Annotated in this window: 15 protein-coding genes and 1 riboswitch; of the genes, 6 read left to right on the forward strand and 9 right to left on the reverse strand. The window is 64.0% G+C overall.

Translation table 11 applies throughout. The annotated features are described in order from the left end of the window. Nucleotides 1–95: 95 nt before the first annotated feature. Nucleotides 96–1,283 (reverse strand): molybdopterin molybdotransferase MoeA, encoded by a 1,188-nt coding sequence (locus tag PMI38_RS09850; protein ID WP_008093326.1) that lies wholly within the window; start codon nucleotides 1,281–1,283, stop codon nucleotides 96–98. 8 nt (nucleotides 1,284–1,291) lie between these two features. Next, entirely contained in the window at nucleotides 1,292–1,831 is a 540-nt protein-coding gene (gene moaB, locus PMI38_RS09855) for a molybdenum cofactor biosynthesis protein B (RefSeq protein ID WP_008093327.1), read from the reverse strand. A 290-nt stretch (nucleotides 1,832–2,121) separates the two neighbouring features. On the opposite strand from moaB, the gene moaC reads away from it, so the two are divergent. Continuing rightward, nucleotides 2,122–2,625, forward strand: a complete 504-nt coding sequence (gene moaC / locus PMI38_RS09860) for a cyclic pyranopterin monophosphate synthase MoaC (protein WP_008093328.1) — start codon at nucleotides 2,122–2,124, stop codon at nucleotides 2,623–2,625. Beyond that, on the forward strand, nucleotides 2,622–2,873 hold the full coding sequence (locus PMI38_RS09865; RefSeq protein ID WP_008093330.1) for a MoaD/ThiS family protein: 252 nt from the start codon (nucleotides 2,622–2,624) through the stop codon (nucleotides 2,871–2,873). Before moaC ends, PMI38_RS09865 begins: the two co-directional genes overlap by 4 nt. A 48-nt stretch (nucleotides 2,874–2,921) precedes the next feature. Here PMI38_RS09865 and PMI38_RS09870 read toward each other — a convergent pair whose 3' ends face one another. The 3 genes from PMI38_RS09870 to PMI38_RS09880 all read right to left on the reverse strand — a co-directional run bounded on the left by PMI38_RS09870 (nucleotide 2,922) and on the right by PMI38_RS09880 (nucleotide 6,093). After that, the gene (locus tag PMI38_RS09870; RefSeq protein WP_008093332.1) at nucleotides 2,922–4,280 is read right to left on the reverse strand and encodes a carbohydrate porin; all 1,359 of its coding nucleotides are present in this window, start codon (nucleotides 4,278–4,280) and stop codon (nucleotides 2,922–2,924) included. A 133-nt stretch (nucleotides 4,281–4,413) separates the two neighbouring features. Continuing rightward, entirely contained in the window at nucleotides 4,414–5,343 is a 930-nt protein-coding gene (locus PMI38_RS09875; protein WP_008093334.1) for an electron transfer flavoprotein subunit alpha/FixB family protein, read from the reverse strand. Continuing rightward, complete coding sequence (locus tag PMI38_RS09880; RefSeq protein ID WP_008093336.1) at nucleotides 5,344–6,093, reverse strand: electron transfer flavoprotein subunit beta/FixA family protein; 750 nt, start codon at nucleotides 6,091–6,093, stop codon at nucleotides 5,344–5,346. It lies immediately after the preceding gene. Between the two features lie 184 nt (nucleotides 6,094–6,277). Between PMI38_RS09880 and xth the strand changes: the two genes are divergently transcribed. After that, entirely contained in the window at nucleotides 6,278–7,066 is a 789-nt protein-coding gene (xth, locus tag PMI38_RS09885) for an exodeoxyribonuclease III (RefSeq protein ID WP_008093338.1), read from the forward strand. Nucleotides 7,067–7,077: 11 nt separating this feature from the next. Here the strand turns inward: xth and PMI38_RS09890 are convergent, their stop codons facing one another. Both PMI38_RS09890 and PMI38_RS09895 read right to left on the reverse strand, forming a co-directional pair. After that, a complete protein-coding gene (locus tag PMI38_RS09890; RefSeq protein ID WP_043273347.1) occupies nucleotides 7,078–8,079 on the reverse strand; it encodes an SCO family protein in 1,002 nt (333 codons plus the stop codon). 135 nt (nucleotides 8,080–8,214) lie between these two features. Further along, a complete protein-coding gene (locus tag PMI38_RS09895; protein WP_008093342.1) occupies nucleotides 8,215–11,607 on the reverse strand; it encodes an Ig-like domain-containing protein in 3,393 nt (1,130 codons plus the stop codon). Between the two features lie 272 nt (nucleotides 11,608–11,879). Further along, a riboswitch (TPP riboswitch) is annotated at nucleotides 11,880–11,994 on the forward strand. Between the two features lie 79 nt (nucleotides 11,995–12,073). On the opposite strand from PMI38_RS09895, the gene PMI38_RS09900 reads away from it, so the two are divergent. The 3 genes from PMI38_RS09900 (at nucleotide 12,074) to PMI38_RS09910 (ending at nucleotide 14,815) form a co-directional block, all read left to right on the forward strand. Further along, nucleotides 12,074–12,721, forward strand: coding sequence for a TenA family protein (locus PMI38_RS09900; protein WP_043273349.1), 648 nt, complete (start codon nucleotides 12,074–12,076; stop codon nucleotides 12,719–12,721). Then, complete coding sequence (gene tenA, locus PMI38_RS09905; RefSeq protein WP_008093346.1) at nucleotides 12,718–13,386, forward strand: thiaminase II; 669 nt, start codon at nucleotides 12,718–12,720, stop codon at nucleotides 13,384–13,386. Before PMI38_RS09900 ends, tenA begins: the two co-directional genes overlap by 4 nt. Nucleotides 13,387–13,510: 124 nt before the next feature. Next, a complete protein-coding gene (locus PMI38_RS09910; RefSeq protein ID WP_008093348.1) occupies nucleotides 13,511–14,815 on the forward strand; it encodes a M20 family metallopeptidase in 1,305 nt (434 codons plus the stop codon). Between the two features lie 21 nt (nucleotides 14,816–14,836). On the opposite strand, the gene PMI38_RS09915 is transcribed toward PMI38_RS09910, so the two are convergent. Continuing rightward, nucleotides 14,837–15,841 (reverse strand): DUF1214 domain-containing protein, encoded by a 1,005-nt coding sequence (locus tag PMI38_RS09915; protein WP_008093350.1) that lies wholly within the window; start codon nucleotides 15,839–15,841, stop codon nucleotides 14,837–14,839. Beyond that, on the reverse strand, nucleotides 15,838–16,789 hold a 952-nt coding region (locus PMI38_RS09920), incomplete at its 5' end, for a DUF1214 domain-containing protein (protein ID WP_008093352.1). The genes PMI38_RS09915 and PMI38_RS09920, both read right to left, overlap by 4 nt.

Raw genomic sequence — 16,789 nt, forward strand, 5'->3', positions numbered from 1 at the left:
GCCGGCTCCCACAGGATCACCACAGTTCCTGAAATCTGTGGTGATCCTGTGGGAGCCGGCTTGCCGGCGATTGGGCCGCTGCAGACTGTGCAGGACTACCCCACCAGCCCATCAAATGAAATGAAATCGAGCACATCCCCCGCCTCGAACGTCTCCCCCGCGGGCACTTCCAGCAGCCCGTGGGCCTGCACCGCGCTGAGCAAGGTCGCCGAACTCTGGTTCTCCAGCAAGCGCGCCCGCCCACCGTCAAGCCGCACCCGCAGGTACTCCTGGCGCTTGCCCGCCTTCGGCCAGGCGAACCCCGCCACCACAGGCACCCGCATCGGTTCCACCCGTTCAACACCCATGCGCGCCAAGAGATAAGGCCGAGCCAACAACAGAAACGTCACCAGCGCCGACCCCGGATTACCCGGCAACCCCAGCAACGGCACACCACCCACATGGCCAAAGGTTAACGGCTTGCCCGGCTTGATCGCCAGCTTCCACAGCTGCACATCACCAGACTCGCGCAGCAGCGCGCCAATACAGTCGGCATCACCCACCGACACCCCGGCGCTGGTAATGATCAACTCGACACCTTGCACCCCGACCAGCGCCGCACGCAGCAGCGCAGGCTCATCCGGCACACAGCCCAGGTCGATCACCTCGCACCCCAACCGCTCCAGCAGTGCCCTCAGCACCACACGGTTGCTGTCATGGATCTGCCCAAGGCCAAGGGTCGCGCCCTCGCCTGCCAGCTCATCACCGCTGGACAGCAGCGCCACCCTGGGCCGGCGCACTACCGGCACCTGGGTGATGCCTTGCGAAGCCAGCACCCCCAGGGCAATCGGCTTCAGCACCGTGCCGGCGGCCAGCAAAGGCGCGCCGGCACGGATCTCGTTGCCCTGCAGGCGAATATTGGCGCCCCGCCGCAGCGGCGTAAGCGAGCTTACCCGCCCCTGCGCATCGACCTCGCAATTCTCCTGCAGCTGCACGCAGTCGGCGCCCGCCGGCACGGGCGCGCCGGTGAACACCCGCGCACAGGTGCCGGCCTGCAACGGCCCGGGAGCTTCGCCTGCGAATACGGTCTGCGTCACCGGCAGCGGTTGGGCTTGCAGGTCGTCGAAACGCAAGGCGTAACCATCCATGGCACTGTTGTCCCACGGCGGCAGGTCGATGGCGGCGCGCAGGTCTTCGGCCAGCACGCGCCCGTCGGCCTGACGCAGGGCAACCTGCTCGCACGCCGTCAACGGCGCCGCCCTGGCCAGCAGCAACAGCTGGCGCAGGGCCTCGTCGACCGCCATCAACGCACTCACGAGCGCGTTCCGCACAGGCTGGCAGCCTTCAAGTGAGGCACGAAGTTGCAGGGACGGTGGCGGGCGTCCAGCTGCTCGACCAGGATGCCCTCCCAGGCCGTGCGGCAGGCACCGGTGGAGCCCGGCAGGCAGCACACCAGGGTGCCGTTGGCCAGGCCCGCCAGGGCACGGCTCTGTACCGTGGAGGTGCCGATGTCGAGGATCGACAGGGCGCGGAACAACTCACCGAAACCGTCGATGTGCTTGTCCAGCAGGCAGCTGACCGCCTCCGGGGTGCTGTCGCGCCCGGTAAAACCGGTGCCACCGGTGATCAGCACCACCTGCACGTCTTCATCGGCGATCCAGCCGGCCACCTGGGCGCGGATCTTGTACAGGTCGTCCTTGAGCAACACCCTGGCCACCAGGCGATGACCCATGTCCACCGCGCGGCTGGCCAGCAGCTCGCCGGAACTATCGGTTTCGAAGGTACGGGTATCGCTGACGGTCAGGACAGCGATATTCAGCGGAACGAATACGGCAGTGGGTTTAACACTCATTTTTAGGCACTCTAATAAGTCGACAAAATTGCCGAGAAACTAGACCGCCGTTGAAACGGCGTCCAATCGATAATACGCAATACACAATAAGCCCCCTCTATCACGCTTGGTCATCAGCGTGGTCTATCGCGTCTTCGTTAATTCCCATTGGACGACAGTCACGCTTCAACTTACTTTGCCCAGCCTGAACGCTGGCCGCACGCATAAGTTCAAATGCCTTCTCTCGATGCGCATTTTAATACTCGATCGGCAAGGCGAGCCCTCCCATTCAACTTGCCACTGGAACTTTCATGATCGACACACCCGAGTCACCCTGTCCCCTCACCCACCTGGACAGCCGCGGCCACGCGCGCATGGTCGATGTCAGCGACAAGCCCGACACCCGTCGCGAGGCGTTGGCCGAAGCCTGGGTGCGCATGAAACCGGAAACCCTGGCCCTGATCTGCGCCGGTGGCCACCCCAAGGGCGATGTCTTCGCCGTGGCACGGATCGCCGGGATCATGGCCGCCAAGCGTACCCACGAGCTCATCCCGCTTTGCCACCCGCTGCTGCTGACGGCGGTCAGTGTCGAACTCAAGGCCGTGGCCCCCGACTCGGTGCGGATCATCGCCAGCTGCGCACTCAATGGCGCGACCGGCGTCGAGATGGAGGCCCTGACCGCCGCCAGCGTCACCGCCTTGACCCTGTACGACATGTGCAAGGCCGCCGACCGCAGCCTGCAGATCGACTGGCTGCGCCTGCTGCGCAAATCCGGTGGGCGCTCGGGCTTGTACCAGGCCCAGGTGTCGCCATGATCCGGGTGAACTACTTCGCGCGCTATCGCGAGCTGCTCGGCAGCGAGGGCGAGGCGCTGCCATGGGCGCCGACGCTGACCACCCTGGGTGCACTGCGCGCGCAACTGGTCGGCCGGGGTGGCCTGTGGGCGCAAACCCTCGGCCAGACCAACCTGATGTGCGCACGCAACGAGGAACTGTGCACACTGGACGAGCCGCTGTGCGATGGCGACGACATCGCTTTCTTTCCACCGGTCACGGGGGGCTAGGCGCTTGCCCGCCCGCTGAGCGATGCCTGCCACGTCGTGTCGATTCGGTTAGAAACTGCTCTGCATCTTCACCCCCAGCACCCACGCATCATCGACCTCGCTGACACCGCCCGGATCCCGCACGTACTGAATGTTCGGGCGAATCACCAGCCAACGGGTGGCGTGGATGCCGTAGTACAGTTCGGCGTCGTACTCGTTGCCCTGCAGGGGTTGGTAGCCCGGGTTGTCGTAGTCGGTCTGCTGGTTGGCCGCGTTGACCAACCGCTGGTTGTCGCGGTAGCGCGAGTTGGTGTGGATGCGCGCCACGCCGAAGCCGATGTCGTCCTGGGGACGGGCGTCGAACAACCCTTTGTAGGTGAGCCCCGCCTGAAGGAAGTGCCCTACCTGGCTGGTTTCCCGGTCCGGCACCGTGACGTTGGCGAACACCGACAGGCCGCGCTGCGGGTCGCCGTCGTGGGCGGTCACCTGCTGCTGGGCGACCAGCCAGTAACCGTACTTGCTGTCGCGGCTTTGCAAGGGGCTGTTCACATCGCCCGGCACTTCGCGGCTGTGCACATCGTCGGCGTCCGCGCTGCTGTAGTAGGCACCGACCCGATACTCACCCGGCAACTGCCTGAAGGTGGGCTTCCACACCAGCTCCACGGGCAGGATCACACCCTTGCCACCGCTGAAGTTGAGCTTGAAGCCATTGCCCGTTTCCAGCAGCGACGGGTTGTGCTCGAACACGCCGACCTGGGCGAACAGCTCCGGCGTCAGTTGGTACTTCACCCGCCCGCCCCACTGCGCAATCGGCCAGTTGTACCAGGTGTTGGCGCCCGCCCAGTTGCCCATCTGCGAGCCGCACAGGGCCAGGTTCTGGAAATCGCAGGGGAAGCTGTTGAAGTCTTCGCCTTCACCGAAGCGGCCGAACTTGAGGTCGAGCTTGCGCTCGAAGAACGACTTGCTGATCCACATCTGGGTCAACCGCCAGGTCTGCCCCCGCCCCCAGACTTCCTGGTTGGAGGAGTACATGGGCGCCCGTGGGTCGCTGATGCGGTCGTTGGAGATATTGCGGCCTTCGCGCTCGGTGATGGCCAGCTTGAAGGTGGCGTCTTCCCAGCCCAGGATCTTCTGCAGGTCGAGCTTCGCGCCCAGGGTGAACTGGCCGCTCCAGCGCGCGGTGTGGTCGTGGTCGTAACCACCGTGGGCGTTGTAGCCCAGCTCGCCGACATAATCGAGGGTAAAGTCGTAGCCCTTCTCCAGCAGCTCGCTGCGGGCCCCGCCCCAGTCCCCGGTCATGCCCGGTGCATTCGGGTCGAACATCCCGCCAGCCTGGGCCACCTGGCTCCCCGTCAGGGTCAGGCTGGTGAACGCGATACCTTTGAGCCAGGCGCAGGCGTGCCCGCTGCGCAAATCAGCGTATTTCATCGTGTATGGCCTCTTGTTTTTATTGTGTGTGTTGCCCATCGCCGGCAAGCCGGCTCCCACAGGGATGACCACTGCTCTCAGGGCCTGTGTTGTCCCTGTGGGAGCCGGCTTGCCGGCGATGAGGCCAGTTGCCTCAAAGCAGTTCTTGCAGCTCCGGCACCGCTTCAAACAAGTCAGCCACCAGCCCGTAATCGGCCACCTGGAAGATCGGCGCCTCTTCGTCCTTGTTGATCGCAACGATCACCTTGGAGTCCTTCATGCCCGCCAGATGCTGGATCGCACCAGAGATACCGACAGCAATGTACAGCTGCGGCGCAACGATCTTGCCGGTCTGCCCGACCTGCATGTCGTTGGGCACAAACCCTGCGTCGACCGCGGCGCGCGAGGCACCGACGGCGGCACCGAGCTTGTCGGCCAGGCTGTACAGGTGCTTGAAGTTGTCACCGTTGCCCATGCCACGGCCACCGGACACGACGACCTTGGCACCGGTCAGCTCAGGGCGGTCGGACTTGGCCAGTTCTTCACCCAGGAAAGACGATCTGCCAGCGTCATGGACAGCCGCGACGACCTCGACCGAAGCCGAACCACCCTCGGCGGCAACGGCGTCGAAACCGGTGGCACGCACGGTGATGACCTTGACCGCAGCGCTCGATTGCATGGTGGCAATGGCGTTGCCGGCGTAGATCGGGCGCTTGAAGGTGTCGGCCGACTCAACCGAAATGATCTCGGAGATCTGGTCGACGTCCAGCAGCGCAGCAACGCGCGGCAGGATGTTCTTGCCGTTGCTGGTGGCCGGGGCCAGTACATGGCTGTAACCCTTGGCCAGTTCGACGATCAGCGGCGCGACGTTTTCCGGCAGGACGTGGGCGTAGGCGGCGTTATCGGCCACCAGTACCTTGGCCACACCCGCGATCTTGGCAGCGGATTCAGCGACGCCACCGACGTTCTGGCCTGCGACCAGCACGTGCACATCACCCCCGATCTTGGCGGCGGCGGCGACAGTGTTCAGGGTGGCCGGGGCGATGGCACCGGCTTGGTATTCAGCGACAACCAGGACAGTCATTCAGATCACCTTCGCTTCGTTCTTCAGCTTCTCGACCAGTTCGGCCACCGACTTGACCTTGATACCCGCGCTGCGCGCAGCCGGCGCTTCGACTTTCAGGGTCTTGTTGGTGGAAGCGAGCGATACCCCTAGCGCCTCTGCAGTCACCGTCTCCAGCGGCTTTTTCTTGGCCTTCATGATGTTCGGCAGCGACGCGTAGCGCGGCTCGTTCAGGCGCAGGTCGGTGGTGACGATCGCCGGCAGGTTCAGTGCAACGGTCTGCAGGCCGCCGTCGATTTCACGGGTGACGTTCAGCTTGTCGCCGGCGACTTCGACCTTGGAGGCGAAGGTGCCTTGGGCGAAGCCGGTCAGCGCGGCCAGCATCTGGCCGGTCTGGTTGTTGTCACTGTCGATGGCCTGTTTGCCGAGGATGACCAGCTGCGGCTGCTCTTTATCGACAACGGCTTTCAGCGCCTTGGCCACGGCCAGCGAATTCAGCTCATCGGCGGCTTCGACCAGGATGGCACGGTCAGCACCCAGCGCCAGTGCGGTACGCAGCTGCTCTTGCACAGTAGCCGGGCCGACAGAAACGACGACGATTTCGCTGGCCACACCGTTCTCTTTCAGGCGCACAGCTTCTTCCACGGCAATTTCGCAGAACGGGTTCAAGGCCATCTTGACGTTTGCCAGGTCGACGCCGGAAAGGTCCGCCTTGACGCGGACTTTCACGTTGTAGTCGACCACGCGTTTGACACTTACCAGCACCTTCATAGGCTCTCCAGTCATAGTCATCATCGGTAGACGGGCAGCAGCCCACGGATAAACGACGATAATCAAGGTGAGCCGGATCCGGATCGTCCATATCGACTAGCCGCACAGCGATTGAACGTTGCGCCAGGGCAGGGCTCACACTGCAAAGGGCTCGATCAGAAATCTCCTGTGAGCGAACCAATCCATGAAAGCGCTGAAGATCGCCACCTTCAACCTCAACGGTATTCGCAGCCGCCTGCCGGCGCTGCTGGCCTGGCTCGACCGGGAACAGCCCGATATCGCCTGCCTGCAGGAGCTCAAGGCGCCTGACCAGCAGTTCCCTCGCCAGGAACTGGAAGCGGCGGGGTACGGCTGCCTCTACCAGGGTCAGCCGTCGTGGAACGGCGTGGCGATCCTGGCGCGTGGCAGCGAGCCGCTGGAGGTGCGTCGGGGCCTGCCCGGCATGGAAGACGACAGCCAGAGCCGCTACCTGGAAGCAGCGGCGCACGGGGTGCTGGTGGCCTGCCTGTACCTGCCCAACGGCAACCCGCAACCTGGTCCGAAGTTCGACTACAAGCTGCGCTGGTTCGAATGCCTGATCGCGCATGCGCGCAGCCTCCATGGCAGCGGCCACCCGACGGTGCTGGCGGGGGACTTCAATGTGGTGCCCACCGACCTGGACATCTACAACCCACGCTCCTGGTTGAAGGACGCGCTGCTGCAGCCCGAGTCGCGCGGGTGTTACCAGCGACTACTGGCGCAGGGCTGGGTCGATGCCATACGCCATCTGCACCCGGACGAGCGTGTGTACACCTTCTGGGACTACTTTCGCAATCACTGGGCGCGCAATGCCGGCTTGCGCATCGACCACTTGCTGCTCAACCCGGACCTTGCGCCTTACCTGAAGCGGGCGGGCGTCGATGCCTGGGTGCGCAACGAGCCAAAGGCCAGCGACCACGCGCCGGTGTGGATCGAGCTGGGCGCGGGTCGTTGATCGACTGATGCTCAAGGCTTGCCCCGATCTGCCAGGGGCGCCCGGAGTCGCGCCGTTTCCTCTTCAAGGTAACTGACCAGCGCGGACACCTCGGCATCGCCCAGGCGCATGTTGGGCATGGCCAGGCGGTTGTATTGCTCGTAGAGCAGGGTGGCCAACGGGTCTTTCTCTGCCAGCATCTGGTCAGGCTCCTTGAGCCAGCGGGCCAGCCAGCGGGGGTCGCGTTGGGCGGTCACCCCCAGCAGGTCAGGGCCGATGCCGGGTTGTCCGGGCTCGTTGTTGCCCACCGTATGACAGGACGAGCAGCGGGTACGGAAGATCTGCTCGCCGCTGCTGGGCGGGCGGATTTGCGGGGCACTGGCGTAGTCGTTGGCCGAGGCTGTGGCCTGCTTCCAGTTGTGCAGGCTGTTGCCCAGGCGGTCGGCGAGGATGTAGGGGCTCTCGAAGGGCGAGGCTTTCATCCAGCGGCCGGTGCTCTGGTTGCCGATGATCAGGCTCAGGTTGTGGTCTTTCGAGCGGCCGTTTTCCAGGCCTTCTATATAGAGGCCCAGGCGCCGGCGCAGTTGTTCGATGTCATCGGGCTCGCCCGTGAGCAGTGTCCAGCCGGGGCCGATGCCGAATTTCTCGGCGTAGCGTTTGAGGGTGGCAGGGGTGTCGTTGTAGGGGTCGATGCTGATCGAGTAGAAGAAGATGTCCTTGCCCACCCGGTCGCCGAGAATCTTCTGCACCTGGCGCAGGCGTGCGGTTTCCACCGGGCAGGAGTCGGAGCAGCCGGTGAAGATGAAATTGATGGCGACGACCTTGTCCTTGATCAGGTCGTCGAAGAAGCGCACTTTCTGGCCGTCCTGGGTCACCAGCGGGGTGTTGGGGAAGTAGTTGGCACCCCAGGGCGTGGTGGATTCGGACTCTGCCTGGACTTGCGGCTGGGCTTGCAGGAGCGGTTTCAGCGGCCAGTAGCAGGTGCTGGCGGCGAACAGGGAGAGTGCGAGCAGAACACGCCAGGAGCCGGTCATCATGCAGTCCTCTTTGGAGCTTGTAGGGGGTGTTCGGGCCTCATCGCCGGCAAGCCGGCTCCCACAGGATTTTGCAGCGCTTCGATCCCTGTGGGAGCCGGCTTGCCGGCGATGGGCCGCAACGCGGCCCCGCCTTTACTTGACGCTGATCGGCGCGGTCACACTCTGGCCCAGCACCGACTTCACCGTCACCGTCGTGGCCGGCGCATTGCCGGTGGTGGTCGTCGACAACCGCCAGCGCGCGCCACTGGTGGACGCAGTAAGCGTCGCCGTACCGAGGTTCAACGGCCCGTTGGCAGTGTTGGCCGTCACCGTGATGCTGTTGCCAGTGGCCACCGTCGTGGTACCCGACAACTCCCAGGTGTAGCGGTCGTTGCTGCGCACCTGCACCGTGGCACTGCTGACCTGGATCTCGTCCGCCACCACTGCCGGGCCGACCGCGACACTCACCGTGGCCGGTACCAGCGATTCGGCCCCTTTGGCATCACGCGCCGAGTAGTTGAAGCTGGCGGTGAACGGCGTGGTGACCGTGGCAGGCGGGGTGAAGGTCACCAGAGCGCCGTCGGTGCTGACCGTTCCCTTGCCCGAGTCCGGCTGGGTCAGGCCGCTGACCGTCAGCGGCAGGTTGCGGTCAGGGTCGGTGTCGTTGGCCAGCACGTTGATCACGACAGGCTTGCCGGCGGTGGTCGCGGCCGTGTCGTTGACCGCCACCGGTGGCTTGTTGGTGTCGTCTTCACCGTTATTATTGTTGCTGGCGGTGCGGAAGGTCGGCAGGCCTACCGAAGGGGCATACTGCACACCGTCCCAACCCGGCAGCGGCGTCGGCATCACCTGGAACTGGCCAGGGTGCTCGATATCCCAGCGCAGCAGCATCGAGGAGTCCTCGTGCTGGGTGTTGTGGCAGTGCTCCATGTAGGTGCCGGCGAACTCGCGGAAGCGAATGGCCATTTCCACTTCTTCGGAAGAGTCGGTATCCGGGCCGATGCGGTAGACGTCCTTGCGTGCCCATTTTTCCCACTCGGGCGGTGTCTTGCCGTCGCGACTGAGGATCACGCCTTCCTCGAAGTGCACATGCACCGGGTGGCTCCAGCCGTTGCCGCCGTTCTTGATCTTCCACACTTCCAGGGTACCGTCACCGCTGAAGCCGCCATCGGTCGCTTCGCTCGACAGCTGCGCGGCGGCGTTGATGCGCCGTGGGTCCATGCTGTAGCCGAAGCCACCGTCGGTCTTGATGGTCCAGGGCGCCGTGTCGGTGCCGTCGGAGCGGCCGAAGATGAACTCGCGGTGCCGGGCGGCCTTGAGCTTGTCCTTGTCGGCTGCGGCGGTGCGGTCGATGGTCAGCGGAATCATCTTCAGGCCTTCGGCCTTGCCCGGCTTGGCCGGCTCGTAGGCAGTCGGGTCCATGCTCACGTCCTGGCCGCTGTAGGGTTGCACCAGCAGTTGCAGGAACTTGCCGACCACCGGGTCGCCCTTGTCCCACTCAGGGCCTTTGCTGGTCTGCTTGATGACCGCCTTGTATTTCTCCGACAGGACATCGGCCAACGAAATGGCCTGTTTGGGACCTTTGCCGGTGTCATGCTCTTCCAGGTTGACGAAGTACAGCTTGTCGCCCGCCTTGATGCCGTTCTTGGCGAAGTTGATGATGATGTCGTAGCGCTCGGCGATGCCTTGCAGCGGCAGGATGCCGTTGTTGTCCTGGCGGTCGCCGTCGCCGTTGAGGTCCATGCTGCCGTCGAACGGCACGGCGTGTTCCATGATGTTGCCGTCGTTGCCGATCATGTGGAACGGCACCCGCGCGTAGGACAGGTTGGAGCCGGATGGCCCCTTGAACTCGCCGCTGTTGCCGGCGATTTCACGCACCACGGCAAACTTGAAGTAGCGCGAAACCGAACCGTTGAGGATGCGGAAGCGGTAGCTGCGCGCACGCACCTTGAGCTTGGGCTGGTACTGCCAGTTGACCAGGATCTGGTCGCCCAGGAAGCCATCGGTGTTGAACGGGTTGAACCACAGCTGGCCGCTCTGATCCCAGGCCTTGTCGGCGATCACCAGGTTGACGTCGTAGTCGCGGTTGCCCCATGGCATGGCGGTGCCGCTGGGGAAGCGCAGGTTGACGCCGTCCTGCAGTGCCTCGTTGCCACGGTCCAGGGCGCTGTAGTAGTTCATCATCACCGCGTTGCCCTTGTAGACGTTCTGCGCGGTGAAATCCATCATGTGGTCGTGGAACCAGTGGGTGCTCATGGTTTCGCGCCAGTCGCCACGAATCTTGATGCTGCCGTTCTCGCAGGTCTTCAGGCCCGGCGAAGCATCGTTGACGAACAGGGTTTCCCCCGGTGCGCAAGGGAACGCCGCGCGAGGGTCCTGGGCGCGGGTGTTGATGGTGTCGTAGCCGGCCAGCTGCACCGGCCAGCGGTAGTCGTAGTACTGGCCGGGGAAGAAGTAGGCGTTGGCGAAGCCATCGCTTTCGGCCGGGGAGTGGCCGTTGTGTTCATGGGTCGAGATGGTGTGCAGACCGAAACCTGCGTTCGCCGCAGGGTCGATCGGCAGCGCGTTGTAATGGCGCATGAGGATCGGCTGGCCATAGCGCACCATCAGCAGTTTCGGCGGGAAGGTGCCGTCGAAGGTCCACAGCGACTTGTGGTTCTGCAACGGGAAGTTCGGGTGAAAGCGCGTGTCGATGCCTTTGGTGGTACCGATGGTGGTCGGGATATCCGAGGTCTGGTAATACAGCCCGCCAGGCCCGAACTCGCCGACCGCGTAGTTGTGCAACTGCTTGCGGTCACGCAGCCCCTGGTTGATGCGCGCGCCGGCCTGCGCGGTCTTGAACGCCGCCTGGGGGTAGAACTCGTTCCAGCGCTGGTGCGACCAGGCTTTTCCTGGTGGCCGGCCTTCGGCGGGCGAGCCTACCGAGTTGCGGTTGAGGAACAGCTCGATCTGCGCTTTCCAGGGGTTGCGGTCGAGCACGTTGGAGTATTGGGTCGGGAACGGGTACAGGCCCGGTTGCTTGAGGAAGGCTTCCAGGGCATTGCCGTTGGGGCTGCTGCGGGCCACCACGTCCGGATCCTGCGCGGGAGCAGCGCCCAAGGTGGGAACCGGGAAGGTCAAGTTTGGCGGTGGCAGGCTGGGGTCGAGTTTTTCCGGGCCGAATTCTTCGAACAATAACAGTTGCTGGGTGAACGGCTGCGCGCCGAACAACGGGCTTGGCATGCCATTGGTGGGGTAGTTGCGCGATGTCTGCTGCAACGGTTGCAGCACGTTGTCGACACGGTTGGTCGAGCGGTCACCGAACACGCCGTCCTTGAGTTCCAGCGAGCCTTCGTTGGCTTCCGGCAGGTTGGACAGGTTGAGCAGGGCCGGGTTGGGGTCGGCCGGCTGGTCGTCGTAGTGCGAAGGGTCCGTCGGCGACGGCTGGCTCACGTCATCGAGGGAAGAGGCCCTTGCGCAAATCAGGCCGAGGCTGACCATCAACGCGGTCACCGCGGTTAGTTTGAAGGCGTGGCGTGTGGGGTGGATGACGGCAGGTGTTTTCATTGCCTATGCCTCGCTCGATGCTAGAAATGGCCTTGAGCCATCAATGGCGTTTTGCCCGTTTCCACGGCTTGAGCAATGGTTGTGCCAACCGACTGGGTTGTAATGGTTTGACATACAAAGCCGAGGAAAATGTAAAGCGCGCAAAACACTTGAGCGGCAAGCGTTGGGGATTGGAGCCCGGAAATGGGGCTGTTCGGGCCCAGTTTCGGTGGGTTCGACCGGGGCAAATTCGTCCCTGCGCCTTGGCATCCTCCCCATGCTCCTGTATACCTCCAGCCACCAAGGGGAGTCCGGCAACGGGCTGAGAAACCGCTGGCACCTGCAGCGCGGTGACCCTTCGAACCTGATCCGGATCATGCCGGCGAAGGGATGGGGCTACCGACCTGCCTTCCTGCCGGCCTTACTGCGAGGCCGCTACATGTCCAACTGCAACGGTCTCGCTGTCACCCCATTGGAGGACAGCACCATGACCGAACGCTTCAGCGAAACCCTGCGTCACCAGAACCAGTCGACCTGGTCGGCCGCCGTTGACCACCGCTTCGTCCGCGAACTCTGCGAGGGCAGCGTGGCGGACCCGATCATGGTTCGCTACCTGGTACAGGACCATCGTTTCATCGACAGCTTCGTGACCTTGCTCGGCGCGGCCATCGCCACCGCCGACACCTTCGAAGCACGCCTGCGCCTGGGCCGGTTCGCCGGCATGATCTGCAGCGACGAGAACACCTACTTCCTGCGTGCCTTCGAGGCCCTGGACGTGAGCCCGGCGCAACGTACCGAACCCGCAGACACCGTGCCCACCGCCGGCTTCAAGGCGATCATGCGCGAGGCTGCGGCCACTCGCTCCTATGCCGCCGCCCTGGCGGTGCTCAACGTGGCGGAGGGGCTGTACCTGGACTGGGCGATCAAAGCACCCAAGCCGCTGCCGGCCAACTTCGTCCATGCCGAATGGATCACCCTGCACGACAATCCGGCCTTCGCCGACTTCGTCGCCTTCCTGCAGGCCGAACTGGACCGGGTCGGGCCACAGCAGGCTGCACTGAGCAGCGACTTCTACGCGCGCACCGTGGCACTGGAACTGGCGTTCTTCGACGCCATCTATGAGGAGCAGGCATGAACATGGATATCTTCGCGCGACTGAAATCGGCCGCCGCGCCGCAGTGGGCCAGCTACGTCGACCATGACTTCGTCCGGCAGATGGGTGAGGGCACCTTGCCGGAGGCTGCGTTCCGTCAGTACCTGGTGCAGGACTACCTGTTCCTCATCCAGTTCGCCCGGGCCTGGGCGCTGGCTGCCTACAAGAGCCGCCTGCCCGCCGATATCCGTGCCGCCCAGGCCGGGCTGGCAGCCATCCTCGACGAAACCGAACTGCACCTGCGCCTGTGCGCCCGCTGGGGGCTGTCGCAGGCCGATATCGAGGCGGCGCCGGAGCATCAGGCCACCGTGGCCTATACCCGTTATGTGCTCGACTGCGGCGCCGCGGGCGATCTGCTCGAGCTGCATGCGGCACTGGCACCCTGCGTGATCGGCTACGCCGAGATCGGCCGCACCCTGGCCGAGCGTATCGGTGACCTGAGCAACCATCCGTACCGTGAGTGGATTGGCGAATATGCCGGCGAGGCCTATCAGGGCGTGGCGGCTGCAGCGCGCAAGCACCTCGATGAGCTGGCGGCGCGGAGCATGACCGAGCAGCGGTTCGTTGAACTGGCCGGTATCTTCGGCCAGGCATCGCGATTGGAGGCGGACTTCTGGCAGATGGGGTTGGATGCGTTGCGGGCCTGATCCACTCGGGTAAGGGCGCTACAGGACGGCAATTTCCTACAGCCGAATGAGGCTGATTCGATTTGCCGGCCTGCAGTGCAGCGGCAGACTCTCCGGGATCCTCTTCCAGGCCCCGGAGCCCTTCATGAAAGCCCGAACTTTGTTGCTGGCACTGACCCTGGCCTGCGTGCCCATGGCCCAGGCCTCGGTAGCGCCGTTGAACCTGAACGAACAGGCGATGGTGCGTTACATCGAGCAGCACCACGACAGCCAGGTGGCGTTGCTGGAGCAACTGGTGAACATCAACAGCGGCACCGGCAACCGTCGCGGTGTCGAGCAGGTCGGCGAAATCCTCCGGCCGCAGTTCGAACGGTTAGGCTTCCAGACCCGCTGGGTCGATCTCCCCGCACCCATGACCCACGCCGGTAGCCTGGTCGCCACCTTGGGCAGTGGCAAACGGCGCATCTTGCTGATCGCGCACCTGGACACGGTGTTCGCACCCGAAAGCCCTTTTCAGACATTCCAGCGTTCCGCCGATCAGCGCACGGCAACCGGCCCCGGTGTGCTGGACAACAAGGGTGGGCTGGTCACCTTGCTGTACGCGCTCAAGGCCCTCGACGAGGCTGGCCGGTTGGGCGAAGCCTCGATCACCGTGGTGCTGGTCGGCGATGAAGAACAGGCCGCCCAGCCCAGTTCGATTTCGCGGCAGGCCCTGCGCGATGCCGCCCAGCAAAGCGAAATCGCCTTGGGCCTGGAATTTGCGTCGACAGCCCAGGGCCTAGTGACCGGGCGCAGGGGCATCAGTGCCTGGCAGTTGAGCAGCCATGGGCAGGCTCGGCATTCATCGTTGCTGTTCGGGCCGCAAGCCGGCTTTGGCGCGATCTACGAGACGGCCCGTGTGCTCGAAGCGATGCGCATCGCTTTTTCCCAGCACCCAGGCCTTACCGTCAACCCAGGCATCCTCGCAGGGGGGCGCACCGCCAACCTGGACACGCGGCAAAACACGGCCAGTGCCGAGGGGCTGAAGAACATCATCGCAGGCGAAACCCATGTCCATGGTGATCTGCGGTTCTTGTCGCAAGCCCAGCAGCGCGAGGCTGAGCAGACGCTGCGCGACATCGCTGCAGCGTCCCTGCCGGGTACTTCCAGCACGCTGCAGTTCAACGACATCATGCCGGCCATGTCCGAGACGCATGGCAATCGGCAATTGCTCGCGCAGTTCAGTGAAATCAGCGAAGTACTGGGAGGAGGGCCGCTGCAGGCGGTGCCCACTGTCGAACGTGGCGGGGCCGACATTTCCTATGTCGCCAACCTGGTCGATGCCGGGCTCGATGGGCTAGGCCCCTGGGGTACGGGGGCGCACAGCGACCAGGAAACGCTGGAGCTTGCAGCGCTCCCCGTCGTGACTCAGCGCCTGGCCATTTTCATCAGCCGCCTCCAGGAGCGTTGAGGCGTAGCGCCGAGTGGCAGATCACTTGACTGCGTGTGGCTCGGGGATGGTGTAGACGCCGCTGAGCACCGTATCGCCGGGGCGGTAGATGCGCATGCCGAGGTACCAGTTGTCCCCTGGCGTCGGTAACCAGTTCGCCACCTCGCCACACTGTGCCTTGGGCCCGAAGCGCACGGTGACGGTGCCGTCCGGGTTGAACTTCATCGTTCGGTCATTGAGGTTGGAGTTCTCGCTCTTCAGGTATTTGTCGGCGCCGTACATCGTGAGGGAGAAAAACCCTCCCTGGAGAAACTCAGGTTTCGCATAGGTGGCTTCATAACACTTGCTGCCGCTCAGGCCATAGTCGCGGTAGATGTACATGGCGTCCTTGGCCGGCAGCAGCCCCAGGGCGACCGAAGCGCTGCGCCTGAGCATTTCCGGCTTGGCCACGCCGCGCGGGCCTGCGGCTTCGTTGAAGTTGGTCAGTTTCGCCGCCTCCTTCTGGTACTGGCTACGCAGAGCCTTGAGGCTGGCCTGGTCCCAGGCCACGATGGGGTAGTCCTTGGGTACCGTGCCTTCAGGCCAGCTCACCTTGATCGCATCTTGCAGGACCCGGACCTTGTCGATGTCCTGCGGGTTGTTGGGGTCGACCTGGGTACGAATGACGGCGGCGGCGAATGCAGTTTGCGATTCGATCTTGAAGGTGCCAGGCGCGTAGAACACCTGGTCGGTGTAGTCGTCGTTCTGCAGGATCATGGCCGACTGGTAACGATTGTCTGCAGACTTGGGCAACGTGATCGTGGTGCCTGGCGGCGCGTAGAACACACCGAACGAATACACCGTGTCGCGGTTCATGGTGACTGCGAGCTGCTTCTCCAGCGGCATCAATGCCCGATCATGGCGAAACGTGTTGCTGCCCACGTCTCGAACGACTTTGGCAAAGGCTTCATCCACCTCGGCGCGGGCGTAATTGTCCGGCGTTACCAGGTGGGCGGCGTGCGCGACGCCGGCATTCAACAACACAGCGCAGAGCAGTAATTTCTTCATGGCTTGACCACCTCTACTTGCGGAAATTTGTAGCCGCCGCCCTGCACGGTTTTGCTCGGACCATACATCCTCAGCACGATGTAGACGTCCTTCTCCGGGATCGGCAGGTAGTTGGGGTTGCTGGCATCACCCTTGGCGGCGAGTTCGATTGTGTAGTTGCCGTCGGCATCGGGCTTGAGCGTGCGGTCGCCGCGGCTGTGGCGGTTGAGGGCGTTGTGGGCCATGAAGCGGTTGTCCGTGCCGTAGACGGTGAACGACCAGAACTGGCTGACGTCCGGTGCCTTGAAGTGCAAACGGTAGGTCTTGCCGTTCGCGCCATTGATCGGTTCGCCATCGCTGCCCTTGACCGCCTGCAGGTAGACGGTCTCATCGGGCGGCAGCCCCCACTGACCGATGTAGGTGCCCTCGGCGAACAGGTCTCGCGGCCCGTCAGCCAGTTGCTTGCGCGTGCCCAGCAGCTTGCCGGCATCGGTCATTTTCGGTGCCAGGTCCTTGATGTGTTTTATCCCCAGTGCTTCACCTTGCCTGGCCGCCGCCAGTTGCTCCTCGGTGAAATCGGTCTTGCACGGCTCGACGCCAATCGCCTTGTACTGCTCCAGCCATTTCCGGTCGGCTTGCCCCATGCTGCCGTCACACAGCAGGAAGTTCACCCGTTGCAGCCAGTTGCTCGTGGCCGGGTCGGGGTAAATGCGCTGCTTGGGTTTCGGGCCCGAGACGCCCAGGTAGGCCGAAAGGGTGCGCACGTTCCAGTCGTCCATGTAGGCGAGCGCGACTTTCTCGTCTGCAGGACCAGTGGCCATGATCCGGCCCATCAGCTTCACCAGGTTGGAGTCGACGCGGATCACCTCGGTGACGCTGCCCGGTACTTCGCCCTTCCAGTCCTGCGCCGCGAACATGAAGTGGCCGCCCTGGTTGCCACGGGTACGCGAGCCGATCATGGACGTGGTG

The sequence above is a fragment of the Pseudomonas sp. GM84 genome (genome assembly GCF_000282535.1).
In the GTDB taxonomy this organism is placed as follows: Bacteria; Pseudomonadota; Gammaproteobacteria; order Pseudomonadales; family Pseudomonadaceae; genus Aquipseudomonas.